Genomic DNA, 24,776 nt, shown 5'->3' on the forward strand with positions numbered 1-24,776 from the left:
AAGTATTTGAGGAGGCAAACTGGAAGGTAAGGCGATCGATGCTCACCCGACTATCTTGAGAGTGCGATCGCTTAAAGGCTATTGATCAACTCCGCCGTATCATTCATTGGTTTATTTACCTTTGTGCTGACTGGATAAGTTGCCATTTCTTCTGCTGAATATGGACGCAACAAAGGCTGTAATAACTCCGGCTTTTGCACCTGTGAATCCAACCACAAATCATAATCTTTTGGATCGAGAATGACTGGCATTCGGTTGTGAATCGGGCGCATTACCTCATTGGGTTCTGTTGTCAAAATTGTGCAAGAATCTATTTCCTCACCATCCTCTCCTTCCCAATGCTCCCACAAACCAGCAAAGCCGAAAGGTTGTCCATCATTGACGCGACAATAAAATGGCTGCTTTTTCCCGTCTTGCTGCTTCCACTCATAAAAACCATCCGCTACTACTAAGCAACGTCGTTGTTTAAAAGCTGCCCGAAAAGCCGGTTTTTCGGCTACCGTTTCCGCCCGTGCATTAATCAGTTTTGCTCCCATTTTTGTATCTTTTGCCCAACGGGGAATCAGCCCCCAATGCAACATTTTGAACTGTCGTTGAGACTGTTCTGGATTTTGTAAAACTGTCTGTGCTGACTGGGTGGGCGCAATATTATAACGAGGCATCAGGAGTGGAACATCATTTACCTGGAATGCTTGGGCGATTGTCTCAGCGGACTTACCTTGGGTAAATCTTCCACACATACTTCTATCCCATGTGGTAAATTACAAATTTGCAAGCTTATTTCAATCGAGCAATTAACACTCAACGGTCGAATAATATATACATACTATTATAACAAATACCAATAATTCAGTAAAATTGTACGGCAAATACTTTACGTTATTTTATGGGTAAGCAGTTATCTTGCATAAGATGTGATTAATAATTCAGATATTTTGCCCCGTTTTCTAGCGTTGGAATTAATCATTCTGGAAGCTGATATCTCGTAAATATTAAAGTTGCTGTAAATTTCTCGGATAAACAGACAGTCAGAATTAGAAAGCATCACTTTGACACCACGCTTCGCCAGTTCTACAAAGACATCCCTGAGCCGAATTTGGTCAGCTTCATTAAAAGAATTACGGCTATAGGCGGTAAAGTTACTAGTAGGGCTTAGAGGATAATAAGGTGGGTCAAAGAAAACAAAATCTTCAGCGGTCTTTGCAGATTGCAAAACAGCTTCAAAAGGTCTAACATCAATCAGGGCACTCTGAAGCGCAGCGGAAACCGATCTGAGTAAAGCTGGATTACAAATCTTTGGATTTTTGTATTTCCCAATGGGAACATTAAATTCCCCTTTTGAGTTTTCTCGATATAATCCGTTAAAGCAAGTTTTGTTGAGGTAAATAAATCGAGCAGCTCTTTCTAGAGGGGTGTTAGGTTGCATCAATCGCATGCAGTAATAATACTCCTTACTATGATTCATTTGATGCTGGTGCAAGAATTCAATTAGCGGTTCTACTTCATCCCTTACACATCGGAAAACATTGACTAACTCGCCATTAATATCCGTCAAAATAGATACTTTCGGCAATAAATGAAAGAAAAGAGCGCCGCCACCCAAAAATGGCTCATAGTAAGTTGTAAATTTTGGGGGAAAATAGGGAATATATTGCTGAATTAGCTGGCTTTTCCCACCAGCCCATTTTAGAAAAGGACGCGCTATTTCTTGTTGTGTCGTCTGAGTTGACATTGCTTCTAGCTATCTAAAAAAATTAAAGCGTTTGTAACAGTTGTTGTGGAAGTGGGGGGATATGATTTAATTTAGAATACCTAGCGGGTTCGACAAGAGGAAAAAAATGACTCTCACCGCGACCAAAACACGCGATCGCTCTTATGAGTCCGTGTGTTATCGGGCAATGTGTTATGAGTCAATGGGTCGCGGTTGGACAAATATAGCGGGTAGTAACCTGCTACCACCGGACGCTTGGCGAACCATCTCTCGACGAAACCCCATTTAGGGGCGATGCCGAGCTTGTCGAACTCGCAGACAAATGTTACCAGTTAAGATGCAGTGACTTATCGCCGCTTTTTGTGTCGGCTGCTTTAAATAATATGTTTGATGGCTTTTGGGAAAATATCTCTCGCTACCCCCGCTACTTTGTCACCATTATCCTAGGGGTATTCTTTTATACCTTTGGGTGGTTGAAACCGCTACTCCAAAATCGAACCAGCGCGATCGCTTTGATGGGCTTTCTGGTGGCAGCCTTAACTTTTATTACCCTAACCCTACGGGCGATGCTGGGAGTGAGTCCGATTTAGGTAGGATGAGTAAAAGCATTGCTCACACTGTCTTAAAGGCAGCAGATGATTATGGCTACAAGTCGCCGTGTTTCTCGCGTTGCCGCATTGATTAAACGCGAAATCAGCCAAATGCTGCTAACCGAAATCAAAGATGATCGCGTGGGTGCTGGCATGGTCAGCGTCACCGATGTGGATGTGTCAGGCGACCTACAACACGCTAAAATCTTCGTCAGCATCTATGGCACCGAGGAAGCAAAGGTAGAAACGATGGCTGGGTTAAGAGCAGCAACTGGCTTTGTCCGCAGCGAACTCGGTCAACGGTTGCGACTGCGTCGGACACCAGAGTTACTGTTTCAGGAAGATCGTTCTCTGGAAAGAGGCGATCGCATTTTGTCTTTGTTGAATCAGCTTAATCAAGACCGTCCGGCTGCGAGAGTGGAAGAAGAAGACATCGTTGAGGCAGAAGATTGAAATCTGTGGCATTGCTGCCGGAGTGGGAATCGCTCTCTCTAGCAGAACAGGTAGCGCAAATGGTCGTGGTACGGGCGTCAGGCTACCTGTTCGACCACCAAATTCAGTATCCAGATTGGGAACCACCGGCGGCAGTTCTGCAACACTGGGTGCAGGATTTGGGCGTCGGGGGGGTCATTTTGTTGGGAGGCAGTGCTGGAGAATTAGCACTGCGATCGCAACAACTCCAAGACTGGGCAAAAACCCCCTTGCTGATCGCGGCTGATATTGAAGAAGGCGTCGGACAGCGCTTTTCTGGGGCAACTTGGTTTCCGCCACCGATGGCAATCGGGGCAGTATTCCGGAAAGATGCCTCTCTTGCCTTGAAATACGCCGAACAAATGGGAGGCATCATCGCCTCGGAAGCCCTCGCGATTGGCATCAACTGGGTGCTTGCGCCGGTTGTGGATGTGAATAACAATCCTAATAATCCAGTGATTAACGTCCGGGCGTTTGGCGAAAACCCAGAGGAAGTGACTCAACTAGCGTCTGCTTTCATCCGGGGGGCGAAAGCTTATCCGGTGTTAACGACTGCTAAGCATTTTCCCGGACATGGCGATACGGCGGTGGATTCCCATCTAGATTTGCCCGTCTTGCCCCATTCCCCGGCACGACTTGCTGAGATTGAGTTACTGCCGTTTCAAGAAGCAATCGGTACGGGTACAGCCTCCGGTGTAGATGCCGTAATGAGTGCCCATCTCCTGATCCCGGCTTGGGATGCCGAACGCCCTGCCACCCTTTCCCAACCGATTTTGACTCAACTGCTGCGGCAACAGCTGGGATTTGAAGGATTAATTGTTACCGATGCATTGGTGATGGGAGCGATCGCCAACCGCTATGGAGCAAATGAAGCTCCAGTCTTAGCTGTCGAAGCCGGTGCAGATATTTTGCTGATGCCAGTCGATCCTGCGGGTGCTATCCAAGCGGTGTGCGACGCGGTAGCACAGGGACGCATTTCAGAGGCGCGAATTCGTGCCTCTGTTGAGCGTATCTGGACAGCCAAGCGCCGAGTCCAACAAGGCACAGCACAACCGCCTGTAGAGGCAAGGGCGATCGCGCCTGAAGTCCAACCAGCGCCTTCACCATTCCCTCCCCATCTCCTCCAACTAGCTCAACCACACGCCCTCGCCACATCTGCCAACATCGTGCGAGAGGCGCTCGTCGTTCATGGCGAAATTCCTTTACTTCCCTGTCAGGGCAACTTACGCAACTTAATCGTGGTGGATGACACCCTGAATTGTGATTTTCTCGATAAACAAGCACCGGCTGTGGCTCTGCCAAAACAGCACGGCTATCAACTCCAACTACTCGATCCCCACACCACCTTAATTCCTGGCTGGGTGTTTTATCATAAATCGGGTTTAAATGCCCAGCCAACCCTACTCCAGCTGTTCATCCGTGGGAATCCTTTCCGAGGCAGTGCTGGCTTGACACCGTTGGCTCAGGACTTGTTTAAAAAACTCTTAGGCAATGCCGAACTCCAAGCGCTAGTGATTTACGGCAGTCCTTATCTTCTGGAACAGTTTCTCCCACACCTGCCCCCACATATCCCTTGTGTGTTTTCTTACGGACAGATGCCAGCAGCTCAGGCGATCGCCCTTGAAGTTTTGTTCGGTGCCCCAGCTCTAAGCATTTAGCAACTGTGCAGCACATTGATTAATTTTGTTAATCAATGTCATAACCGTTATCACCGATTATTTACGGTGTCTTCAATTTGAAAATACAGGCTTAATTATAAATAGATCCGTTCTTCGACAATTTCATCAGCATAAGGATATATTTTTATGTCAAAGTTCCCTGACTTTTGGAATCCTTATTAAACGAATAAATTCATTTGTAACTTGATATACTGTTCAAAAATTATTTCCGCGCTAAGCAGTATTGGATTATATTAAGTTATAGTCGTAGCTCGTTAGTTTCGAGGCTGAGACCATGACTGCTGATATAATGCCGCCTAAATCATCTGTGCAATACTCCATCGACGTTCTTCAAGAAGAAGCCCGTCAATTGGTGGAGAAAGGAATTGTGACTCGTCAGCAACCCATCTACGTTCTGTGCCAGTACATCCCTGCACGGGAGTGGGTTTGTGTTGAGTGTGAATTAGAAAGATGCAATATCTTACTCCGCGATCGCATCGGCGATCTGATGGGGCAAGAACAATGGGACAACGATTGATATTTTTTTACCTTTAAGACAATCCTACAGTTCCACTGGAAACAGTGAAACTCAGGACAAGCTTGATTCCACGCTTGTCTCAACTTAAGGAAAGACTGCTTTTATTCTTTCACCTGTTGATTCTTAATTAGCCTGGTTTGGAGAATATTCTGATTCTTTCTAGTGCGAATAATTAAGTTCGCTTCTTAGACCTATCCAAAAAGTGAAGATGCCATTCTGAGCAAAACGTTGTGGAGTGTTGGCGTAACGTTGTCATCAACAATCGCGCTGCGATCGCGCAAATCTCTTTGCAGGATCTCTGCTCAAACCGAGATGCGTGACAACACTTCAAGTCCTTCGTTTTGCTCAGCACAAACCTTCGGATAGGCTACTAGGAGCAAGCCTAATAAATGCTTTGATAAAGCTGCTAGCAATCCCCGACCTAAATCCCTGAGTTGGGGTCGCGCAGCTTTTCTAACTCAGTTCGCATTGCAGCAATTTGTGCAGTTAGCTCCTCTAGCTCCAATTGCATATCTGGCTGGGCAACCGTTGTCACCGGCGTTGTCGCAGGGCGGCTCGGAGTTCCAGAAGATTGTGTGCTAGCTGCATCATTGGCTTGCGCCATTAGAGAATTCAGGAAAGTGCGGGCTTCAAGCTCCGTAATCTCTCCTTTTTCTGCTAGTTGTTGAACCACCAGATTGACGTCTGACTTTAACAGCTCAAGATTTTGCTCTCGCTTTTGAGTGTCTTGTACGCTCTCAACTAGAGAAGCGGTTGCACCCAAAGTAACGCGAAATCCTTTTTGTACTAACTCCAGCAGATTATTAGAGTTCATTAGATAAATCAGTCAGATTGAATGAAGGTTAGACAGCCCTTAGCGATCGCTTTCGATAAATAACCGCTCGGCACCACTCACTTTTAAGTTTCTAGCTTTCGGCTTTCCGCCAAGTGAGTAAACAAACGCAGGATCTGGCGTCTTAATGCTACCATTTAGCACACACAAAGGGACATTTTGCAGACTTCTTAGGGTAGTAGCATCCGTCCTAAGAAAGAATCTAAAGAAACCATTTGCCCGCCCAGTTTTAGCCCATCTGTTCTAAATACTGATTAACATCCTCAATTAAGCGAGTAAGTTCTGCCTCCGTAGTCAGGCGAATGCGGTCATCTCGGAGGGAGATCAAAACTTTAGCGGCAAAGGGAGTCGGCCAGATATTAGGATTGCAGAAAATCTCTAGAAAGACATCCCCCGTGTATCGATATTCCATTGGTTTTTGGGGATTGGTTTTGCCGCCGCCACCTGCAATGACTTTGAGACTCTGCATCAATTGAGCGATCGCGCCTTGTAAATCTTGGGCTGCCTGGGGCGTAAAGCTGAAGGAAACAGAACCTTCAACTAAGTTGAGGATGAGTTTTGAAGAAGACATGAGCAATCAAGAGTTTTGAATTGTGAATTAACTTATCACTCATAACTTAGAACAGACAGCATTTACAAGAGGATAGATGCAAGGTGAAGCCACAAGCTTTAGACTGAATGCCATAGAACTCTAAATGGCGAGTGAGGAAAATTCTGTGGTAGCAGATAACCGCTCGGCAGTGCGGAAGGTTTTAATCATTACCCTACTGCTCAACCTGTTCGTCATGATGTTGAAGGCAGTGCTGGGGTCGTGGACGGGTTCTCTCAGCTTGCTAGCGGATGCCTTGCATAGCGTTACCGATAGCGCCAACAACATTTTGGGATTAATTGCCAGCCGATTTTCTTCACCTCAACCCGATCGGGATCATCCTTACGGACACCAGAAATTTGAAGGTGTGGGAGCGTTAGGAATTGCCGCCTTCTTAGGAATTGCCTGCTTTGAAATTCTGCAAGGGGCAATTGAGCGAATTCTCAGCGGCGGTGGTAAACCCGTCATCATTTCCCCCTCAGAGCTGTGGTTGCTGCTGATTGTGCTGGGCGTGAATATTTTTGTCACGTTCTACGAACGCCATGTTGGGCAGCAGGTAGGCAGCCCCATTTTGATTGCAGATGCCCAGCACACCATGAGCGATGTCTGGGTGACAATTGCTGTTTTGGGTGGGTTGATTGGCGTCTGGCAAGGACAGGTATTGAATCTGCCGCAACTTCAGTGGTTGGATATTATTCTCTCCTTTCCCGTTGCCTTGTTAGTGTTTCGCAGTGGTTGGAACGTGATTAAAGATAATTTGCCCTGGCTAGTCGATGAGATGGCGATCGCGCCCGAAGCCATTCATGGGATCGTCATCCAAGTTCCAGGAGTGATTAATTGTCACGAAATTGCTTCTAGAGGCGTTGTTGGGCGTCAGGTATTCATCGAAATGCACTTGATTGTAGACGTCACCGATGTAGAAACTGCCCACCAAATTACAGAAGAAGTCGAGAACCGCCTAAAAGAAAGATTTAGCCCCGTCCGAATTTTGATTCACATCGAGCCACCTGCTTACCAATCCGATCAAATTACCTACGAAGCAGAATCAAAATCTAGGTAGTTTTCCACAGATGAGGGGACTTTTCCACAGAATTTTACGAGTTTTCCACAAAAGTTAAAGAAAACATAATTTATTTCAAAATCCAGTTGAACCGCTCTTTCAAGCCAAAAAGAGACAGAGCTTTCACTCTGTCTCTTAAACTTTGCGTACCTTGGCGCTAACCTTTGGGTACCTTTGCGTTAAAAATTCTTACTACTTTATTATTCCCACTCGATAGTTCCAGGTGGCTTAGAAGTAATATCGTAAACCACTCGATTCACACCCCGAACTTCATTCACAATTCGGGTGGAAATCGTTTCCAACAAATCGTAGGGAACACGCGCCCAGTCTGCCGTCATGCCATCTTCGCTAGAAACAAAGCGCAAGACAATCGGGTAAGCGTAGGTGCGCTGATCGCCCATTACGCCTACGCTGCGGATCGGCAGCAACACGGCAAAAGCTTGCCAGAAGTCGTGGTACATCCCCTGGCGATTAATTTCCTGACGAACAATTAAGTCAGCATCCCGCAGGATATTTAACCGTTCTGCCGTCACTTCGCCTAAAATGCGAATCGCCAGTCCGGGACCAGGGAAGGGTTGCCGTTGTACAATTTCCTCTGGCAATCCAATCGAGCGACCGACTTTTCGCACTTCATCTTTGAACAATTTTCGTAAAGGTTCGATCAACTTGAAGCGCAAGTCTTTGGGCAAGCCGCCGACGTTGTGATGACTCTTAATTTTCACTGCCACCCGTTCGCCACTTTTGGGATCGACGTTCGTGTCGGCTGATTCAATCACGTCGGGGTAGAGAGTACCTTGGGCAAGGTAGTCAAAGGGGCCAAGGCGTCGAGATTCTTCTTCAAATACGCGGATAAATTCGTGCCCGATGCGGCGACGCTTTTCTTCAGGATCGCTAATTCCTTCAATTTGATTGAGGAAGCGATCGCGTGCTTGCACATACTCGACAGAAATGTGAAATTGCTCGTGGAACAGCTTCACCAACCGTTCTGGTTCATACTTACGCATGAAGCCTTGGTCGATAAATACACACGTCAGTTGGTCGCCAATTGCCTTGTGCAGCAAAAAGGCAAGCGTAGAAGAATCAACGCCGCCAGAAAGTGCTAGCAACACCCGCTTATCGCCGACTTTTGCCCGAATCTCTCGAATCGACTCCTCAACAAACGCCGCTGTTGTCCAAGTCGGTTCGCAGTCGCAGATGTGATAGACAAAGTTACGGATTAAGGCAATTCCCCCAATTGAGTGGACGACTTCGGGGTGGAACTGAACTCCGTAGAGCTTTTTCTCGTGATGAGCGATCGCTGCGGCTGGCGTATTTATCGTGTGTGCCAACACTTCAAACCCCGACGGCATCTTGGTTACAGAGTCCCCGTGGCTCATCCACATGGTCGTGCCATCTTCCACATTGGTGAGCAAATCTGTGGGATCGTCAATCAATAGCGACGCCTTGCCATACTCACCCCGGTCAGCTTTGGTGACTTCCCCACCCAATTGCTGCACCATTATCTGCATCCCGTAACAGACTCCCAGGACGGGAATCCCCAGGTTCCATATTTCCGGATCGCAATGGGGGGCACCCGTGTCATACACTGAACTTGGGCCACCAGAGAAGATAATCCCCTTGGGATTTAGCTGTCGTAGCTGTTCGGCAGTGGTGCGATAAGAAAGAACTTCCGAGTAAACTTGTGTTTCCCGAATCCGACGGGCAATCAGTTCAGAATACTGAGAGCCGAAGTCAAGAATCACAATCATTTGGCGATTTAGTTGCCCCAAATACTCGATTTGAGGCGGTGTTTCAGTCTGGAGAGTCACCGGCTTATCCTGAGTAGGTAGAGTACAGATGTACAGATAGTCTTTAATGGATTAAAAACTGGCTAATTGTTGATTGCTATTAGCCAGTCTTCCATGATTCGATTACGCCACTGACAATAGCGGCAGATAAAAAACTTCTTTATTGCTATTTATTAAGTTGATGTGTATTCATATAAAACTAACACACTTGATACAGTAACGAGGTACCTGTTTTACTTTTAACGATAATTTGGCGATCGCGGTCAAACAGGACGGAACCGACCGTAACGAGTTGTTCGCTGTGAGTGCGGATGTAATCGTGCGATCGCTTGTCAATGCTTTGAGCGATCGCGCCATAAACTTGCCCCACCCAATCGGTACTACCTGCTGCATCCAATTGGCGCAGGTATTTCAAGGCGTCTTCAGCAGTGGCGCTCTTCAAAACTGCCTGCAATACCGGCGTTGGTAAACCGAGATTCGCACAATGAGCGGTCAAAATTTCCTGACGTCCATCTGCCAAGTGATGATGGGTGTGAAAAATCCCACCCGCAAGTTTCATCAATTTTCCGTGGTAGCCAAATAATAAGATATTCTTGACTTTTTGCACTCCTGATGATGCTAGCAATGGTCCCAGCCAATTCGCTGTCTTAATCATTCTTTCTGGATTGATTCCCAACCGCTGGGCTAAATCTAAGCCATTTTCCCCGATACAAAACACCAAACAATCAAAACAGTTAGCCTTCTGTTGCAGTTCCTCGCGGAAAGCCTCCAGTTGTCCGGGGGCACTCAGCGGTTGGGAAATGCCGCTTGTTCCGAGTAAGGAGAGTCCTTCCACAACGCCAAAGGCTTCATTTGAGGTGCGTTGAGCGAGTTTACGCCCTTCTGGCAAAATAATCGTCACCTGGATTTTCTCGTCAGGTTCCAGCATCCGCTCCAAATTCTCTCGGATCAGCCGCTGAGCATAACGATAAATAGCAGGTTGATCGTCAGCACTCACCAAACGCCCGATCCCTTCACCGCCTTTGATCGTGACTGAGGGCGGAGGATCTAAAAACTCTTTTTGTTCATTATTAATTTTTAATCCTTGATTTTTAATTTCTACCAGCGCCCAGACTGGCGTGTTGCGGGTAAGGTCAAGGTTATCGCCAGGATCGCTACGAGCGATCGCTAACGCCATCCCTTCACCGATACCGGCAACCTGCTCAATTGGAATCAACACCGTTTCGGCGGGTTCAATTAAATCCACTGGCATGGCGTCTAACGGTGACGCCCCTTGCCGCAACCAGCGCAAGGCGGCAACAGCAGCGGCACAGGCAAACACGGGCAATGTATATCCAGACCGGGGTTGGGGACAGATCATTGTTTAATAGCGATCGCAAACACTGACAAGCGTGACATTTGACATCAGAACCTTCGGGATTTTAGTGGAATGTGTTTGTAGATAGGTTGTGTTCTTCGATTGACGACACGTTTTAAAAAATCCCATGAAAGCCATTATGAACTCAGTCACCAAACCCCGCGCTCAATTTGTCTGCCAGGAAATTCGCCCTAGCACAGTGGTACTAAGACCCAGCGGTTGTCTAGATAGTGTCACCAGCCCCGCCTTCGGCAAGTCTCTAGAGCAAGCCTTGGAATTGGCAACTGACACTGTCGTAGTGGATCTGCTGTCAGTCAACGCCGTGAAAAGGGACGGAGTCAAGTGCTTACTGACTGGAATGAAGCGAGCTGTAGCACTGGGCAAGACTCTTTCGATTGAATTTCTGGATGTGGCGACGCAAACCGTTCTGGAATCGGCTCAGAACAACTTTGCGTTATAGCCGTTGTCAATGAGCGTTCAGTACATCGGGAGGTTAACACAGAGCTAGCTGTACTAACCTCCTGATGTATTAAACGTAAGTGAGAAGCGCTCGCTCATCCCAGTTGTTAGCCAAGATAGAGACGCATATTTTTCAGAGCGGACACGCTTAACGCCTCACCTTACTGCTTTGTCCGGTTCAGGAGTCACTTCATCAGCACAAGCGAATTCAGCAATGGCAGTCTTTTCAGAATCCATTCGCTTGTTATTGGTCATTAAAGCGATCGCCTTAACGAATTGACTAGGAAAAACGGTTCTCGACTCAACATTTGGGTGGTATAGATTTCTTCTCCAACAGTCGATTTATTACATTGTGTTGCTATATCTAACTCTCCGAAATTAGAAAACCCGTAAATATACTCTACTGCTCCCGTGAGTTCTCGCTTAGGTTCTATCTATGAGCCTGATGGCTCTCAATTATTCCTTAACTGAACTAAATAGAAGAAGTTATTTGTGACTATGGCAACGCGCTCGCACGACCCCCAAAAAGCTCCGCAAAATTCTACTTTCGTACCAGTTAACAACCAGTTTCAGCCGCGCCCTTTCCCAGTTCAGGAGAAACCCCAAACTCACGAAACACCAGACCTACAGGCACAACTGGAAAGTGCCCAGCGCTTTGGTCACAATTTTGCAAATATCTCTATATCTGCTCCTAACAGCTCAACACCGCCACCGATTCAACCGAAACTCACGATTGGAGAGCCAGGGGATAAATACGAACAGGAAGCAGACAAGACAGCAGCAGAAGTGGTGCAGCGGCTTCATGCACCGATGCCGAGTTATGGAAGGGATCTTAGCCAGCCCGAAAGTCAGTTGGCTCAAACCATAAAAGCTGGCATGGTGCAAAACTCTAACTCGATTCATCAACAGGGAATCCCAAATCATCAAAACAAATTGATGAGAATGTTGGATGTACCCACCCTCCAGCGCGAGGTGATGCCAGAAGAGGAACCGGAAAAAGAACTCCAGATGAAGCCGATGATACAGCGTCAGTCTAGTGAGGATGGGACCGCCTCACCGGATCTCGAAGCAACCATCCAACAGGCACGAGGAAGCGGACAGTCACTGGCGCAGAGTATTCTCAAACCGATGGAGCAGGCGTTTGGGGCTGACTTCAGCGGAGTGAAGATTCATACGGATGCTCAATCTAACCAGTTGAATCGCTCAATCCAGGCGAAGGCATTTACAACCGGGCAGGATATTTTCTTCCGAGAGGGAGCGTATGAGCCGGGAAGCCGGGGCGGACAAGAGTTGATCGCCCATGAACTGACTCACGTTGTTCAGCAGAATGGCAGTGCAGTGCAGCGATCGCTGCAACCGCAGCAAAAGTCCGTTATTCAGCGCCAAGGCGATCAAAGTCCTGCACAGTCAACAGCAGGATTTAGTGGAGATGTGGCAGGAGATTTAGACAAACTCTACAAACAAGCAGAAGAAGCTCAACCGGAACTGTACGAAAAAGTCACTCAAATTGCCAGTGAGACCTCTGGGGTGGCAAAGCTACCTCAAGCCTTAAAAGGGCGAGAACGAGCAATGGAGAAAACAATGGCTGATTACAAGGGGGATGTTTCTAAATTAGTAGATATTGCACGCGGTTCTATAGTTTACAAGTCATTTCCTGACTTAATGGGTGGGCTAGATGTCTGCAATAGAAATTTAACGCTGGTGCGAGAAAAGAATCGCTTTGCACAACCTACCCCAGCTGGCTATCGCGATATTCTTCTAAACGTTCAGCTATCAAATGGTCATATTGCGGAATTGCAACTCCATCTAACCCAAATTCTAGAGGTTAAGTCAGGTGCAGGGCATAAAATATACGAAGAGGTTCGGAAAATAGAGGCAGCAGCTCAAACAGCCGATCGGGCTTTAAGCTCAGAAGAAAAAGCAAAAATTGAGCAGCTTAATGCAGAAGCAAAAGCACTTTACGATCAGGCTTTAGCTAACGCGGGTGGATGATTGACATTGACTGGATAACTCAAAGTAATGTCGGTATGCACTCAATATAATCGGTACAAGCAGCGAATCAAGTTAACTAGCGGATCATCATATTATGGACTTACCACTCTACTGCATTGTAGGAGATCGACCCGTTAAAGCAATCGAGACGGAAGACGGGGGCATGGATGTTCTTGCCTATGAGTGGGATACTGGCGAGTTTAAGCGTGCAATGCAGTATCTTTCAAAGATTACTTTGGGAGACGGGGAAATAGATTATGTTTCTGAGCAAGAGTTTGAGCAGTATGTCGAAAAACTGCGTCAACAAGCATCATAGGCAGTAAAACCCCTGCAATCATCGTGCAGGGGTAAGGTATCAGGTAGAAGATAACGATCGATCAATGATTGTTATCGCAAGTTGCCACCGATCTCAATCAACCGCCTAATAAAGCCCTTGCCTTCGCTTCAGCAGGGACAATGACTTTGTTCTTAAAAGAGGCGATCGCTTCCTCAAAAGCGTTATACCAATATGTTTCCAACACCCAAGGATAGCGTTGGAAATCTTCAAACATCGCGTATTCTTTCTGGGCTGAAGTATGTAGCAATGGCTGCACCGGCACCGATTGCAGATTGGGAATAATGGCGTGCAATTCTTGAGGAATACTTCTAGGATCGGTGAGATCGGCAATGATGAACCGCGAAATTTGAGCCAGCGTCGAGATAGTTTCCGTCAGGTCTTTACTTGTCGATGTCTCGCAGTCTATAACCACCGGCAAATAGTTATATTTGCGAAGTGCATCCAAGATTGGCTTGCGCTCCTGGGTGCAGCGACCCAGAACCAGTATGACTTTAGAAGAGATAGTGTTATTGAAATCGGGGATTTTTTGAGTGTTGAGCAGCCGACTGAGAAACTCGGCAACTTCCAGATTGTCCACTGCGATCGCGGGTTCGCCAAAAGTAGTGATGACTAGGCTCAACTGCTTGGCTCCCTTCAGTTTTAATCCCAAAGTGGAAATCCCATAAATTGAACACTCCTCAAGGTTGGCTCCCTCTAGATTTGTCCGCACCACCTGAGCCTCGCTCAAGTTTGCCCATCTCAGGTCTGTCTTGCGGAAGTCTGCCACGCTGACGACTGCTCGTCTCAGGTTTGCCCATCTCAGGTCTGCCCCACTGAAGTTGGCTTCACTGATTTCTGAATTGCTCAAGTTGCTTCCGCTGAGGACTGCCCCTTTTAAGTTGGTTTTGTTGAATTTTGCCTTGCTGAGATTGGCAGCACTTAAGAGTGCGCCATTGAGGTCTGTCCCATCTAGGAGTGCGCCGCTGAGGTCTGCCCATCTCAAGTCTGCCCCGCTGAGGTTGGCTCTGCTAAGGTTGGCTCCGCTCAGGTTAGCTGAGGTCAGATTAGCCCCGCTGAAGTTGACTAAGGAGAGGTCTGCTCCGCTGAGATTGGCTGTGCTGAGGTTGACTCGTTTAAGGTTAGCCATCTTTAGGTCTGGTCGGATTTGAGGATTCTGTTGTCTTTCCTCATTCCAGGCTTTCACTCCTTGTCTGAGCAGATCCAATTGTTGCTTATTTGTCCGATTTTTCAACCGGGTTTCAATTTCAATTCCTGTCGGGTTTGTTTTAAAATCTATGTTGTTTTTTACCATATAGCTTTCCATAAATCCTCTCTAAATTCAGAAACATTCAGGACTTGAACTCAGATATCCAAACATACTTCAAGTGATTGCGACCAGCGACTTTACGCTTTTGCAGGCAGCTAATTTTGTAATTTTGGATTTAACAAATTAAGTAACTACGTAATTACACGTAAATGGTTTAATTTGATGATCTATATCTTAAGGAATACGCCTTGAGTCTGACTACCATTAAGAGTACATATTTACACAATCTTTAAACAAGTAGTATATTTACTGAGCTTAAAGATAAAACTTGCCATAAATGTTACTAAGCATACAGACAGAAATAACATAATATGCATAACAACAAAAAAGGCTTTTGTTTTGAACTACGTGAGATTACGGGGGCACACCAGAAGAAGAGGGGAAAAGCGATCGCATTTAGCGATACTGCCAAGAGTTTTATTTAGACTAAAAAGCATACTGTGATTGCTTTATAGCCGTTCTTGGATAAGGTGAAAAACATTTGTCAGTTTAATCGCTTTGTTATCGGCTTCGCGATCGCTCATCCGCTCGGTACGCAATTCTAGAAAAACTACTCGGTAAAATTAAAACTCAGTTTCCACCGAAGTAAGCAGAGCTTTGTCAAGAGCCTTGCCAGTTTTTTTCGGCACGCGCCCGCAAATTCCGGAAAAACTTACCAGGTGTGCCATGCCAATAGAGACGGTAGTTTGTAGTTTTAGCTACGAACCCCGTTTCCGTAGTTACGGAAGACATTCTAAGCAAGATGGCGATTTCAGCAAACAATCAAATCAGCGTCAGCCATCGTAGAGGTAAGGGATTGGCATCCCTAACGTCCGCTCAGTAAATCATTCGCCTTTGCCTCAGCAGGGGCAATAATTTTTTCTTCTACAGAAGCGATCGCATCTTCAAGATTCTGATACTGGTAAATGGGTTGAGCGTAAGGATATTCCTGAAACTCCTTCAACACAGCTATCTCTTTGCTATCCACGCTATCCACTTGTACTAACGGTTGCACCGGCACCAAAGGGATACCCTGGAGAATTTTCAGTAATTCTTGGGGGATGCTGCTAGCGTCCGTGAAATCCACAATCATAAACTTCGCCATCCCAACTACGGTGGAGATTGCTTCTGCAAGTTCCGGCGTCGCTGCTTTTTCTAACTCCACCGACAAAGGCAAATAGTCATGTTGGCGAAGGGCATTCCGAATCTCCTCCAGCAAATCTTTCCGGCGATCTGCTTTGAAACTGCCCAAGATCGGCACGATATTGGAAGCAATCGTGGGGAAAACCTCGCGGATTTTTTGATGATTCAGCAACAAGTAAATAAACGTCGCCACTTCCAGATTATCCAGTGCGATCGCTGGATAATCTGGCGGAGTAATCACCAAATTTGACTGGTTGGCTCCTTCCAACTTTAACCCCCAAGACGAAATCCCATAAACTAAACAACCCTCTAGGTTTGCATTCTCAAAGTTAGTCTTGAGCAACCTTGCCCCCATTAAGTTAGCCTCACCCAAATTCGTCCCGCGCAGATCGGCTCCTTGTAAATCCGCCCCAATTAGATTCGCTTTAAACAAATCCGCCTCGCGGAGGTTCGCCCCGATTAGATTGGCTCCCCGCATATCTACCTCTCTAAGGTTCGCCCCAACCAAATTCGCCCCAGACAAATCAGCTTTACCCAGGTAGACCCAGTGCATATCTGCACCTTCAAGGTTTACTCGGCTCAGGTTCGCCTCAAAGAGGTAGGCTTCGCTGAGATTAGCTTCAGTGATATCTGCCTCTGACAAGTCCGCTTTACTCAGGGATGCTCCCCTCAAATCCGCACCCCGAAGGTCTGTTCGATGCAGAGATGCCTGCATCAGATTGGCTCCACTCAGGTCAGCACTGCACAGAGACGCCCCCGCCAGGTTAACTCCACCCAAATCTTCCTGGCGTAAATCGGCTCCAATTAAATTTGGCGGGATTCCCGGACTCAATTTACGCCACTTATTCCAAGCTTCTACTCCTTGCTTGAGTAAAGCTCGCTGTTGCTTGTTTGCCATGCACTTCAGCTCCCCTCTCTTTTGGCAGATGCGATGATTTTTGGTTAGGCACCCCTAAAGGGTACCAACGATGTCTTGGCGGTTTAAATCGGTTCTCCTGCGCCCTGATATAGAGATGATACTGGTTACAAATTCTCAAAAGACTACTGAAATCGCCGTTTTCTGAAAGAAAAGGCTTTGGACAATGGCAGTTCGAGCAATTCATTAACCGGCTTGTAGATATTCACTGAGGTTTCTTGGGAACTCTAGAAGAGGCAGCGACTCTACTCTGACGAAGAGAACCGAGATTTCAAGTGCTGTTACTCGCCAGTCCGTCTTTGGGTAGAAAAAGTGGGAAAGGGATGTTTAAGGGAGAAAAGTTTGGCGCTCAATTTTTCCTCCACTCAGACAAATCTAACCCCTGAATCCTTCCTTACAAGGCCAGGGGAAACCACGAAATCAGCCTTTTCTAGGGGAAAGGTTAAGTGAAGATGTATTGGTTTTACGTCCACTGGTCTGATACACAATTGCTACCATTTATTAACTAGCGGCAGAGAGATTTAATTATTTTGAATGTTTGTTTCAAAGGATTGAGAAAGTTATCTGACTGCGGGAAGCTGCCCAACCTAGAATTCTCAGTCTATCCTTCTAAAACGTCCATCTTCGAGCCAAGACAGACAAGGCTGTCGTCCGTGCTGTCGGCAAGAGGGTTCTTTAATAGAGACAAAGTCAGTGGTTCCCTATTCCAGCCTATCTAAACCAGTCGAGGAGTTTACCGTTGCAAGTCCCAGCTGAAACCGTATCTCTTCCAGCTTTGGAGGTTTTAGAAACTCCCGCCGCTTCCCCGCTGGTAGTTTCTTCCAATTCACCTTCCAAACTTTCCAAACAGGTAATTCGGTCTAGCCTAAAAGCGTCTACTTGGGATGCTGTCTTTGCTGTCGTGTTTGGCGGCATTACCGGCGGCGTCCTGCTCAGTAATTTCTTACTCCAATTAGGTGCAAGCCCAATGGAGATTGGGATGTTGTCGTCCGTCCCCATGCTGGTGAATTTGCTGCAACCACTAGGAGCGTATCTGTCAGAACGAACCATCAGTCGCCACTGGTTTAATGTCTGGATCTACGGCCCGTCGCGGCTGCTGTGGCTAATTTTAGTGGCAGGAATTAGTTGGAGTTGCTGGCACCCAACGGATTCGCCCAACCTGGTCAGCTGGACATTAGCAATCGTCTTGGCAACCAATATCATTGGCAGCTTGGGCAGTGCTAACTGGCTCAGCTGGATGGCGGCGTTGGTTCCGGAACAGTTGCGGGGGCGATATTTTGGCTTTCGCAACAGTGCTATCAGCTTGACCACTCTGCTCTCCGTACCCCTGCTCGGTCTAGCCGTGTCGGTTTGGCCTGGCGGGCCGCTTCAGGGATACGGTGTGGTCTTGTTCTTGGGAGTCATCATTGGGTTAATTAGTTTGGGCTGTCAGTTCTTCATGGTGGATGTGAATCCCCAGACGCAGCACGGCACTGCTGACGAGGCAGGGGAAACTGAGCGTTGGGGAACTGCGATCGCTCTGCTCAAAAATGGCAATTTTGTCAGGTTTCTGCTTTACTTTAGCTTTTGGGCATTTGCGGTTAATATCTGCACTCCTTTCTTCGGTCTCTATCTGCTGGACAACCTGAATATCGATGTCAGCTGGGTAACGCTCTATAGCAGCTTAACGGCGGCGGCTACCTTGGTAATGATGGTGGTATGGGGGAAGCTGGCAGACCGAATTGGGAATCGTCCACTTCTGGTATTTGTGGGGGTGTTGGCAGCACTGACACCTTTACTCTGGCTGGGGCTGGGAGCTGACCCAGTTTCGGTTTGGGTTTGGTTCCCGCTTTTACACCTGTTCATGGGTGGCACCTGGGCAGCGATTGACTTGTGTACCAACAATTTGCAAATGGCTGTGGCAGCAGGACGCCATCAATCTGCTTACTTTGCGATCGCTGCGGCGGTTGCGGGTGTCAGTGGCGCACTGGGAACGACTGTCGGGGGATTTCTGGCTGAGTTGGACAATTTCGGTGGCTTGCCAACCGTGTTTGCTCTGTCTGCTGTTTTACGACTTGTGGCTATCCTGCCTTTAGTCTTTGTCAAGGAGCATCGCAGTCATCCGATTCGGAAGGTTTGGCGATCGCTCATTTCGCCGAAACTGCAACTTGTACCGCTTCGGGCCCCAATTACTGTAGATCCACTGACAAATGGATCAGAATAAGGGTAGGGGTTAGGGGTTGGTGTTCTCATCAACCCCAAAAAAACATGAATCAGGTAGACTACCTTCGGATTAGCTTAATTGACCGCTGCAATTTCCGGTGTCAGTACTGTATGCCGGAGGGTGCTGAGCTTGACTACATTTTGCAGCAACAGCTGTTAACTGATGAAGAATTGCTCACCCTGATCGAAGAGGTATTTATCCCGGTAGGATTTACTCGATTTCGTCTAACTGGGGGCGAACCGCTACTGCGTCCGCGGGTGGTGGAGTTGGTGGAGGCGATCGCGTCCCTGCCGGAAACGCAAGACCTCTCAATGACCACCAACGGGTTTTTACTCGCCCCAATCGCCCAACAACTCTACGACGCCGGGTTGCGACGCCTGAATATCAGTCTGGATTCGCTCAATCCCGAAACCTTTGACAAAATTATCGGCAATCGCGGTCGTTCTCAGTGGCAGAAAGTTTGGGATGGAATTCAAGCCGCCCATCGCGTCGGGTTCGACCCTCTGAAGCTAAATGTGGTGATCATTCCTCATGTTAACGACCAAGAAGTGTTGGATCTGGCTGCGTTGACAATTGACCGGCAATGGCACGTCCGGTTTATTGAGTTTATGCCAATCGGCAACGATCAATTATTTGTCGGAAATGGTTGGGTGGCATCCGCCGATTTGCGCCAACGCATCCGCGACATCTTTGGATTGACAGAATCTTATGTTCGTGGTAATGGTCCCGCCGATGTCTTCCAGATTCCCGGAGCTAAAGGGACGCTAGGATTTATTAGTCAGATGTCCGAGTGTTTTTGCGATCGCTGTAACCGGATGCGTCTATCTGCGGATGGCTGGTTGCGTCCCTGTCTGCTGAATGAGACGGGTCAAATTGACCTAAAAACCGCCCTCCGCGCCGGTGTTAATACAGCCGAACTCCGCAATCAAGTGCAGCAATTGCTGTTAATGAAACCAGAGATTAACTATAAGCAGAGAGATGCTGGCACGACTGGTGCGTATAGCCGCACCATGTCGCAAATTGGGGGCTAAAAAATAATTTTGAGTTTTGAATGAGTCCTGAATTATTCAAAACTCAAAACTCAAAACTATCTTAAGCTTGGCGTGAGTAGTACTCAACCACCAGCAGTTCGTTGATTTGCAGCGCGATCCATTCGCGCTCAATCACGCCGTTGACTCTGCCAGTCATCTTGGTTTTGTCAAACTCTAGATGGCTGGGCATATTTGCCAAACCTGGATATTCCAGGTTCTGTTGCACTAACCGGCGAGATCCTTCCTTATCTCGGACACTGATGACCTCTCCCGGACGGCACTGATAGCTGGGAATATTCACCGCACGACCATTCACCAACACATGACCGTGATTGACTAGCTGACGCGCCCCAGGAATCGTGGGAGCCATCCCCATCCGGAAAACGGTGTTATCCAGACGCATTTCTAACAGTTGCAGCAATGCTTGACCCGTGGAACCCGTGGCGCGACGTGCTTTCCGCACGTAACGCAGCAGCTGCTTTTCACTTAAGCCATAATTGAAGCGGAGTTTCTGCTTTTCCTCTAGTCGGACAGCATACTCTGAGCGCTTCTTCCGGGCTTGACCATGCTGTCCTGGTGGATATGCACGGCGGGCTGATTTGCGAGTTAAACCGGGCAGATCGCCCAAGCGACGCACAATTCTGAGGCGTGGGCCTCGATATCGGGACATATAGCTTCCTCTTGTGTACCCTTCAGACTTTAACCAAAACTATCATTGTAAGCCCAATCTAGGAGAAATTTAAAGTGAGCAGAAAAATATTTTTTGGTTCGCTTTTTCTATTCTGGGGGGAGTTTGACGATGGTGAGCCAGAAGTCCTCGATTGACTGCACCACCCGCAGGAACCGATCTAGGTCAATCGGCTTACTGATGAAACAGTTGGCATGTAAATCGTAGCTGCTGAGAATATCTGGTTCGGCTTGGGAGGAGGTCAGAACGATGACGGGAATCCTTTTAAGCTGGTCATCCTGCTTGATTTCTGTCAACACTTCAATACCGTTGCGCTTCGGTAAATTGAGGTCAAGGAGGATAATATCGGGACGAACGGCATTGGCATACTTTTCTTCTCTTTTGAGGAAGGCGATCGCTTCAACACCATCCCGGACAACATTCAGGTGATTCCCAACCTGACTGTCTCTAAATGCTTCTTGGGTGAGCCGAATATCACCCTCATTGTCTTCAACTAGCAGGATTTCTACGGGTCTATTACCCAGATTCACTTTGGGTTCTCTCCTGTTCTGGGAATTGTAAAGTAGAATACACTTCCCTGTCCCCATTCAGAATCCACCCAGATCCGCCCACCGTGTCGATCGACGATTTTTTTGCAGATAGCTAAACCAATTCCGTTACCAGGATAGGTTTCGCGTGCGTGCAAACGTTGAAAAATGACAAAAATTCGTGCTTGATGAGCTGGGGCAATCCCAATACCGTTATCGCGGACTGAGAAGACCCATTCATTTTCGCTTGTTTGAGCGGAAACGTGAACCTGGGGGGGGGCATCTTTACGAAACTTGATTCCATTCCCAATTAAGTTCTGTAACAGCTGCCCGATTTGAGTCGCATCCCCCCTCACCGAGGGTAGGGGATCGCGGGTAATGGTGGCATTATTTTCGGCGATCGCAATTTGCAGATTCGCGATCGCTTCCTCAAAAGAGCGATCGCAATCCACCATCTCAAATTCCCGACTTCGCGTTCCCAGGCGCGAATACTCCAACAAATCTTGAATCAGCCGTTGCATCCGGTTCGCACCATCGACGGCAAAATCAATAAAATCGTCGGCGTCCTCATCCAGTCTCCCTTTGTAGCGCCGAGACAGAAGCTGGGTGTAGCTGGCAACCATTCGCAGCGGTTCCTGCAAGTCATGGGAAGCTACATAAGCGAATTGTTCCAGTTCCGCATTAGAACGAGCGAGTTCCTGTGCTTGTTTGAAGAGAGCCTCCTCCATCCGCTTACGCTCAGTGATGTCAATGACAAAGCACACACCTTTATCTTGAGATCCTTCCAGCACAGCACCGCCGAGCAAAACAGGGATGCGACTGCCATCTTTACGAATATATTCCTTCTCAAAGGGGCTACAAATCCCCGTCGCGGCTAGCTCCTGGACTCCCTTTTCATCAAGATAGTTATATTCCACAGGAGTCATTTTTTTCCAATGCACTTTTCCTAAAAGCAGATCCTCCCGCGTGTACCCAACCATATCTAAGAAGGCGTTGTTGGCTTCTGTAACGTTACCTGACACATCCCAGAAGAGAATCCCAATCATGTTGGATTCAACGACGCGCCTAAACCGAGCTTCGCTTTCTTGTAATGCCTCCTCGGCTCGTTTGCGTTTGGTGATGTCGGTGGAGATGCCGCAAACTCCATAAGGAACTCCAGCCGCGTCGCACAGGGGAAACTTAGTCGAAATGTACGTGTGTAGTCCGTCATCTTGAGGCACAACTTCTTCCCACTCCACAGCAGTTCTGGCTTCGAGTACCTTTCGATCGTTCGCCCGAAATACATCCGCCATTTCTTTGGGGAAGAGATCGTAATCAGTCTTGCTTTTAACCTTTTCTCCATCAATATGAAAAAGAATTTCAAACTGGTGATTAATAAAAATAAACTTGCCCTCAGTGTCCTTGAGGTAGATAACTGCCGGAATGTTATCTAGAATCGCCTGCAACCGCGCCTCGCTTTCTCGCAGCGCCTCCGCCGTATGTTTCTGGTCGTCGATGTCTGTGCAGGTGCCGAACCACTTAACGATTCGTCCGGTAGGATCTTTCATCGGCACTGCGCGAGTTAGGTGCCAGCGATATTGTCCGTCCGCAGCCCGTTTGAAGCGATTTTCGATTTCGTAACTCTCGCCCGCCTCCGCAGATTGATGGCACCGCTGTATCGACACCAGCCGATCGTCCGGATGTAGGACAGAGAACCATCCGTCACCCTGGCTTTGTGAGAGGGTTAATCCGCTGTAATCAACCCAGCGCTGATTGACGTAATCGAAATCACTATCTGAGTCTACAGTCCAGACTATCTGCGGGATGGATTCAGCGAGAAAGCGATAGCGCCGTTCGCTTGCTTCGGCTAATTCACGAGCTTCCTGTTCGCGGAGCAAGAGTTGGGCGCGTTCTTCTTCTGCCCGCTGACGCTCGCTGATTTCACTTTGCAATGCTTGGTTGATCAGCCTTAGCTCTGCTGTCCGCTCGTTCACTCGCTCCTCAAGATCGGCGTTCAGGGTGCGAATGTGTTCCTCTATCTGCTTGCGTTCGGTGATGTCGGTGGAGATGCCACAAACTGCATAAACAACGCCACTAGAGTCATAAAGGGGAAACTTGATCGAAATGTAGGTGTGTAACCCGTCGTCGTGAGGGGCAACTTCTTCAATTTCTATCGGAATTTTACCGGCGAGTACCTTTTGGTTATTCTTGACAAAGGCATCAGCGATCGCAAACGGCCAGATATCGTACAGGCTTTTACCGAGAGTCTGATCTCTATTGATGTGAAACAAATCTTCAAACCTGCGGTTGATCAGCAGAATTCTGTGTTGAGTATCCGTTAGATAAATCAGCGCTGTGGAATTATCTACGATCGCCTGTAGCCGTTCCTCGCTTTCTCGCAGTGCCTCCTCTACTCGTTTGCGCTCAGTAATATCGTGCATGGCAACAACCGCACCCAGCTTTGTTCCCTGCGAATCAAAAAATGCTTGTCCGCTAGCTAATAAGGTGCGAACTTTGCCTGATTTTGGGGCGATCGCCATTTCTACATCGCGGACATGCTCCCCTTGTAACGCTCGAAACAGCGGGATATCTTCCCGCTTCATAGGCGTTTTGCCGTCGGACATATATAAATCGTAGTATTCTGCCCACTGCTCAGCCGGAAGCGGTTGTTCTGGCAAGCCATGAAAGGCTCGTGAAGCCTGATTAAACAGAGTCAGGACACCGTTGGCATCACAAGCAACGATTCCGGCTTCTACGTTATCTAGCAATACTTTTAAGAATTCTCGTTCTTTTTGGAGAGCTGCCTCGGCGCGTTTGAGATCGCTGATGTCGCGGCTCACAACCAAGGCAGTTTCGATTTCACCTTGCTGGTTAAACTCCGGAACCACACGCGATTGAAAGTTGCGGAATCCGTTTACCGTGACAGTCTGGAATTCAATCGCTTGTTCTTGACCTGTTTCAAAAACCATCCGCAGGGTATCTTCCCAAAGCTGGCACAACTCTTTTGGTGAGCCGGCTTCTTCAGGAGTCTTACCGATGAATGCCAGCGCGGGCATTGCCGTGCTCCGCTCGACAAATGAATTGACGTAAACATAACGCATTTGTTTGTCAAGACGCATCATCGCATCGGGCGCATTTTCAAGCACGGCTTTGAATTCCTGCTGGCGGTGAGAGAGTGTCTCCTCTGCTTGCTTGCGTTCGGCAATTTCGCTTGCCAATTGTTCGTTGGCTTGCCTCAATTGTGCCGTACTCTGCTCGACTCGCTCCTCCAGTTCTGCATTGAGTTGGCGCAGTTCTTCTTCTGCTTGTTGCCGTTGGGAGTCTATGGTTTTTAATGTTTTCGCATTCCACCAAACCAGGATGCCAAAAACCACCGCGTTCATCACTCCAAGGATTGCCAGTCCGATGTCGCTGTGGGAGTGCTGTGGAAAGGCATTCTTGAGGAAAGGAATATCGAACAGCCAATCGAGCATCACTAAACAGCCAAGTGGAAACGCGATCGCGATCGCAGCTGGAGACGCGATTTGCAGGAAAGAAAGTAGACGAGAATGAGATTGAGGCATATTCGTGGTTTAGCCCTAACCAAAGGAGCTGTTTTCTTTAACGGCGTCAGCGCCATCCTG

The 24,776-nt window shown here is 47.7% G+C and carries 22 protein-coding genes; 11 read left to right on the forward strand and 11 right to left on the reverse strand.

Going from position 1 to position 24,776, the window contains the following annotated elements; translation table 11 throughout:
• Positions 1 to 71 precede the first annotated feature (71 nt).
• Positions 72 to 740 carry an SOS response-associated peptidase gene (locus tag NDI33_RS08540; protein WP_190673649.1) on the reverse strand — a complete coding sequence of 223 codons (669 nt, stop codon included), beginning with the start codon at positions 738 to 740 and terminating at the stop codon, positions 72 to 74.
• A gap of 158 nt (positions 741 to 898) precedes the next feature.
• A complete protein-coding gene (locus tag NDI33_RS08545) occupies positions 899 to 1,732 on the reverse strand; it encodes a DNA adenine methylase (RefSeq protein ID WP_190673651.1) in 834 nt (277 codons plus the stop codon).
• A gap of 106 nt (positions 1,733 to 1,838) precedes the next feature.
• On the opposite strand from NDI33_RS08545, the gene NDI33_RS08550 reads away from it, so the two are divergent.
• From NDI33_RS08550 to NDI33_RS08570, 5 genes are all read left to right on the forward strand, one after another.
• On the forward strand, positions 1,839 to 2,000 hold the full coding sequence (locus tag NDI33_RS08550; protein WP_190673654.1) for a hypothetical protein: 162 nt from the start codon (positions 1,839 to 1,841) through the stop codon (positions 1,998 to 2,000).
• Positions 2,001 to 2,094: 94 nt separating this feature from the next.
• Entirely contained in the window at positions 2,095 to 2,301 is a 207-nt protein-coding gene (locus NDI33_RS08555; protein WP_190414768.1) for a DUF751 family protein, read from the forward strand.
• A 51-nt stretch (positions 2,302 to 2,352) separates the two neighbouring features.
• Positions 2,353 to 2,754, forward strand: a complete 402-nt coding sequence (rbfA, locus tag NDI33_RS08560; protein ID WP_190414734.1) for a 30S ribosome-binding factor RbfA — start codon at positions 2,353 to 2,355, stop codon at positions 2,752 to 2,754.
• A 5-nt stretch (positions 2,755 to 2,759) separates the two neighbouring features.
• On the forward strand, positions 2,760 to 4,430 hold the full coding sequence (locus tag NDI33_RS08565) for a glycoside hydrolase family 3 N-terminal domain-containing protein (RefSeq protein WP_190534116.1): 1,671 nt from the start codon (positions 2,760 to 2,762) through the stop codon (positions 4,428 to 4,430).
• A gap of 295 nt (positions 4,431 to 4,725) precedes the next feature.
• Complete coding sequence (locus NDI33_RS08570) at positions 4,726 to 4,968, forward strand: DUF4327 family protein (RefSeq protein ID WP_190414732.1); 243 nt, start codon at positions 4,726 to 4,728, stop codon at positions 4,966 to 4,968.
• Positions 4,969 to 5,389: 421 nt separating this feature from the next.
• On the opposite strand, the gene NDI33_RS08575 is transcribed toward NDI33_RS08570, so the two are convergent.
• On the reverse strand, positions 5,390 to 5,782 hold the full coding sequence (locus NDI33_RS08575; protein WP_190429804.1) for a hypothetical protein: 393 nt from the start codon (positions 5,780 to 5,782) through the stop codon (positions 5,390 to 5,392).
• Positions 5,783 to 6,029: 247 nt separating this feature from the next.
• Positions 6,030 to 6,371 (reverse strand): hypothetical protein, encoded by a 342-nt coding sequence (locus NDI33_RS08580; protein WP_190414730.1) that lies wholly within the window; start codon positions 6,369 to 6,371, stop codon positions 6,030 to 6,032.
• Between the two features lie 145 nt (positions 6,372 to 6,516).
• Here NDI33_RS08580 and NDI33_RS08585 point away from each other — a divergent pair, with 145 nt between their 5' ends.
• The gene (locus tag NDI33_RS08585) at positions 6,517 to 7,449 is read left to right on the forward strand and encodes a cation diffusion facilitator family transporter (RefSeq protein ID WP_190414767.1); all 933 of its coding nucleotides are present in this window, start codon (positions 6,517 to 6,519) and stop codon (positions 7,447 to 7,449) included.
• A gap of 200 nt (positions 7,450 to 7,649) precedes the next feature.
• On the opposite strand, the gene guaA is transcribed toward NDI33_RS08585, so the two are convergent.
• Positions 7,650 to 9,197, reverse strand: coding sequence for a glutamine-hydrolyzing GMP synthase (gene guaA, locus NDI33_RS08590; protein ID WP_199292247.1), 1,548 nt, complete (start codon positions 9,195 to 9,197; stop codon positions 7,650 to 7,652).
• A 238-nt stretch (positions 9,198 to 9,435) separates the two neighbouring features.
• Entirely contained in the window at positions 9,436 to 10,596 is a 1,161-nt protein-coding gene (cbiD, locus tag NDI33_RS08595; protein WP_190673657.1) for a cobalt-precorrin-5B (C(1))-methyltransferase CbiD, read from the reverse strand.
• Positions 10,597 to 10,732: 136 nt separating this feature from the next.
• Here cbiD and NDI33_RS08600 point away from each other — a divergent pair, with 136 nt between their 5' ends.
• From NDI33_RS08600 to NDI33_RS08610, 3 genes are all read left to right on the forward strand, one after another.
• Entirely contained in the window at positions 10,733 to 11,053 is a 321-nt protein-coding gene (locus NDI33_RS08600; RefSeq protein WP_190673660.1) for a hypothetical protein, read from the forward strand.
• Positions 11,054 to 11,550: 497 nt separating this feature from the next.
• Entirely contained in the window at positions 11,551 to 13,044 is a 1,494-nt protein-coding gene (locus NDI33_RS08605) for a DUF4157 domain-containing protein (RefSeq protein WP_190673797.1), read from the forward strand.
• Positions 13,045 to 13,138: 94 nt separating this feature from the next.
• The gene (locus tag NDI33_RS08610) at positions 13,139 to 13,360 is read left to right on the forward strand and encodes a hypothetical protein (RefSeq protein WP_190414726.1); all 222 of its coding nucleotides are present in this window, start codon (positions 13,139 to 13,141) and stop codon (positions 13,358 to 13,360) included.
• Between the two features lie 97 nt (positions 13,361 to 13,457).
• Here NDI33_RS08610 and NDI33_RS08615 read toward each other — a convergent pair whose 3' ends face one another.
• Complete coding sequence (locus NDI33_RS08615; RefSeq protein WP_190673663.1) at positions 13,458 to 14,672, reverse strand: pentapeptide repeat-containing protein; 1,215 nt, start codon at positions 14,670 to 14,672, stop codon at positions 13,458 to 13,460.
• 820 nt (positions 14,673 to 15,492) lie between these two features.
• Entirely contained in the window at positions 15,493 to 16,707 is a 1,215-nt protein-coding gene (locus tag NDI33_RS08620) for a pentapeptide repeat-containing protein (protein WP_190673665.1), read from the reverse strand.
• A gap of 757 nt (positions 16,708 to 17,464) precedes the next feature.
• On the opposite strand from NDI33_RS08620, the gene NDI33_RS08625 reads away from it, so the two are divergent.
• Positions 17,465 to 18,928, forward strand: coding sequence for an MFS transporter (locus NDI33_RS08625; RefSeq protein WP_190673668.1), 1,464 nt, complete (start codon positions 17,465 to 17,467; stop codon positions 18,926 to 18,928).
• A gap of 44 nt (positions 18,929 to 18,972) precedes the next feature.
• On the forward strand, positions 18,973 to 19,959 hold the full coding sequence (gene moaA / locus NDI33_RS08630) for a GTP 3',8-cyclase MoaA (protein WP_190673671.1): 987 nt from the start codon (positions 18,973 to 18,975) through the stop codon (positions 19,957 to 19,959).
• A 61-nt stretch (positions 19,960 to 20,020) separates the two neighbouring features.
• On the opposite strand, the gene rpsD is transcribed toward moaA, so the two are convergent.
• From rpsD to NDI33_RS08645, 3 genes are all read right to left on the reverse strand, one after another.
• Positions 20,021 to 20,629, reverse strand: coding sequence for a 30S ribosomal protein S4 (gene rpsD, locus NDI33_RS08635; RefSeq protein WP_190414721.1), 609 nt, complete (start codon positions 20,627 to 20,629; stop codon positions 20,021 to 20,023).
• A gap of 107 nt (positions 20,630 to 20,736) precedes the next feature.
• Entirely contained in the window at positions 20,737 to 21,177 is a 441-nt protein-coding gene (locus NDI33_RS08640) for a response regulator (protein WP_347275859.1), read from the reverse strand.
• Positions 21,174 to 24,716: a PAS domain S-box protein gene (locus NDI33_RS08645; RefSeq protein WP_190673673.1), complete on the reverse strand. Its 3,543-nt coding sequence runs from the start codon at positions 24,714 to 24,716 to the stop codon at positions 21,174 to 21,176. The genes NDI33_RS08640 and NDI33_RS08645 overlap by 4 nt, the downstream gene beginning before the upstream one ends.
• Between the last annotated feature and the right edge of the window lie 60 nt (positions 24,717 to 24,776).

Origin of the sequence: Trichocoleus sp. DQ-A1, from assembly GCF_039961955.1 — a bacterium.
Lineage (GTDB): Bacteria > Cyanobacteriota > Cyanobacteriia > Cyanobacteriales > FACHB-T130 > FACHB-T130.

What these genes read in the sequence shown, in the direction of transcription:
- NDI33_RS08575 (WP_190429804.1), bottom strand. Translation starts at nt 5,782, where the DNA reads ATGAACTCTAATAATCTGCTGGAGTTAGTACAAAAAGGATTTCGCGTT.
- NDI33_RS08600 (WP_190673660.1), top strand. Translation starts at nt 10,733, where the DNA reads ATGAACTCAGTCACCAAACCCCGCGCTCAATTTGTCTGCCAGGAAATT.
- rpsD (WP_190414721.1), bottom strand. Translation starts at nt 20,629, where the DNA reads ATGTCCCGATATCGAGGCCCACGCCTCAGAATTGTGCGTCGCTTGGGC.
- NDI33_RS08610 (WP_190414726.1), top strand. Translation starts at nt 13,139, where the DNA reads ATGGACTTACCACTCTACTGCATTGTAGGAGATCGACCCGTTAAAGCA.
- cbiD (WP_190673657.1), bottom strand. Translation starts at nt 10,596, where the DNA reads ATGATCTGTCCCCAACCCCGGTCTGGATATACATTGCCCGTGTTTGCC.
- NDI33_RS08645 (WP_190673673.1), bottom strand. Translation starts at nt 24,716, where the DNA reads ATGCCTCAATCTCATTCTCGTCTACTTTCTTTCCTGCAAATCGCGTCT.
- NDI33_RS08620 (WP_190673665.1), bottom strand. Translation starts at nt 16,707, where the DNA reads ATGGCAAACAAGCAACAGCGAGCTTTACTCAAGCAAGGAGTAGAAGCT.
- NDI33_RS08615 (WP_190673663.1), bottom strand. Translation starts at nt 14,672, where the DNA reads ATGGTAAAAAACAACATAGATTTTAAAACAAACCCGACAGGAATTGAA.
- moaA (WP_190673671.1), top strand. Translation starts at nt 18,973, where the DNA reads ATGAATCAGGTAGACTACCTTCGGATTAGCTTAATTGACCGCTGCAAT.
- guaA (WP_199292247.1), bottom strand. Translation starts at nt 9,197, where the DNA reads ATGATTGTGATTCTTGACTTCGGCTCTCAGTATTCTGAACTGATTGCC.
- NDI33_RS08605 (WP_190673797.1), top strand. Translation starts at nt 11,551, where the DNA reads ATGGCAACGCGCTCGCACGACCCCCAAAAAGCTCCGCAAAATTCTACT.
- NDI33_RS08570 (WP_190414732.1), top strand. Translation starts at nt 4,726, where the DNA reads ATGACTGCTGATATAATGCCGCCTAAATCATCTGTGCAATACTCCATC.
- NDI33_RS08540 (WP_190673649.1), bottom strand. Translation starts at nt 740, where the DNA reads ATGTGTGGAAGATTTACCCAAGGTAAGTCCGCTGAGACAATCGCCCAA.
- NDI33_RS08550 (WP_190673654.1), top strand. Translation starts at nt 1,839, where the DNA reads ATGACTCTCACCGCGACCAAAACACGCGATCGCTCTTATGAGTCCGTG.
- rbfA (WP_190414734.1), top strand. Translation starts at nt 2,353, where the DNA reads ATGGCTACAAGTCGCCGTGTTTCTCGCGTTGCCGCATTGATTAAACGC.
- NDI33_RS08580 (WP_190414730.1), bottom strand. Translation starts at nt 6,371, where the DNA reads ATGTCTTCTTCAAAACTCATCCTCAACTTAGTTGAAGGTTCTGTTTCC.
- NDI33_RS08555 (WP_190414768.1), top strand. Translation starts at nt 2,095, where the DNA reads ATGTTTGATGGCTTTTGGGAAAATATCTCTCGCTACCCCCGCTACTTT.
- NDI33_RS08545 (WP_190673651.1), bottom strand. Translation starts at nt 1,732, where the DNA reads ATGTCAACTCAGACGACACAACAAGAAATAGCGCGTCCTTTTCTAAAA.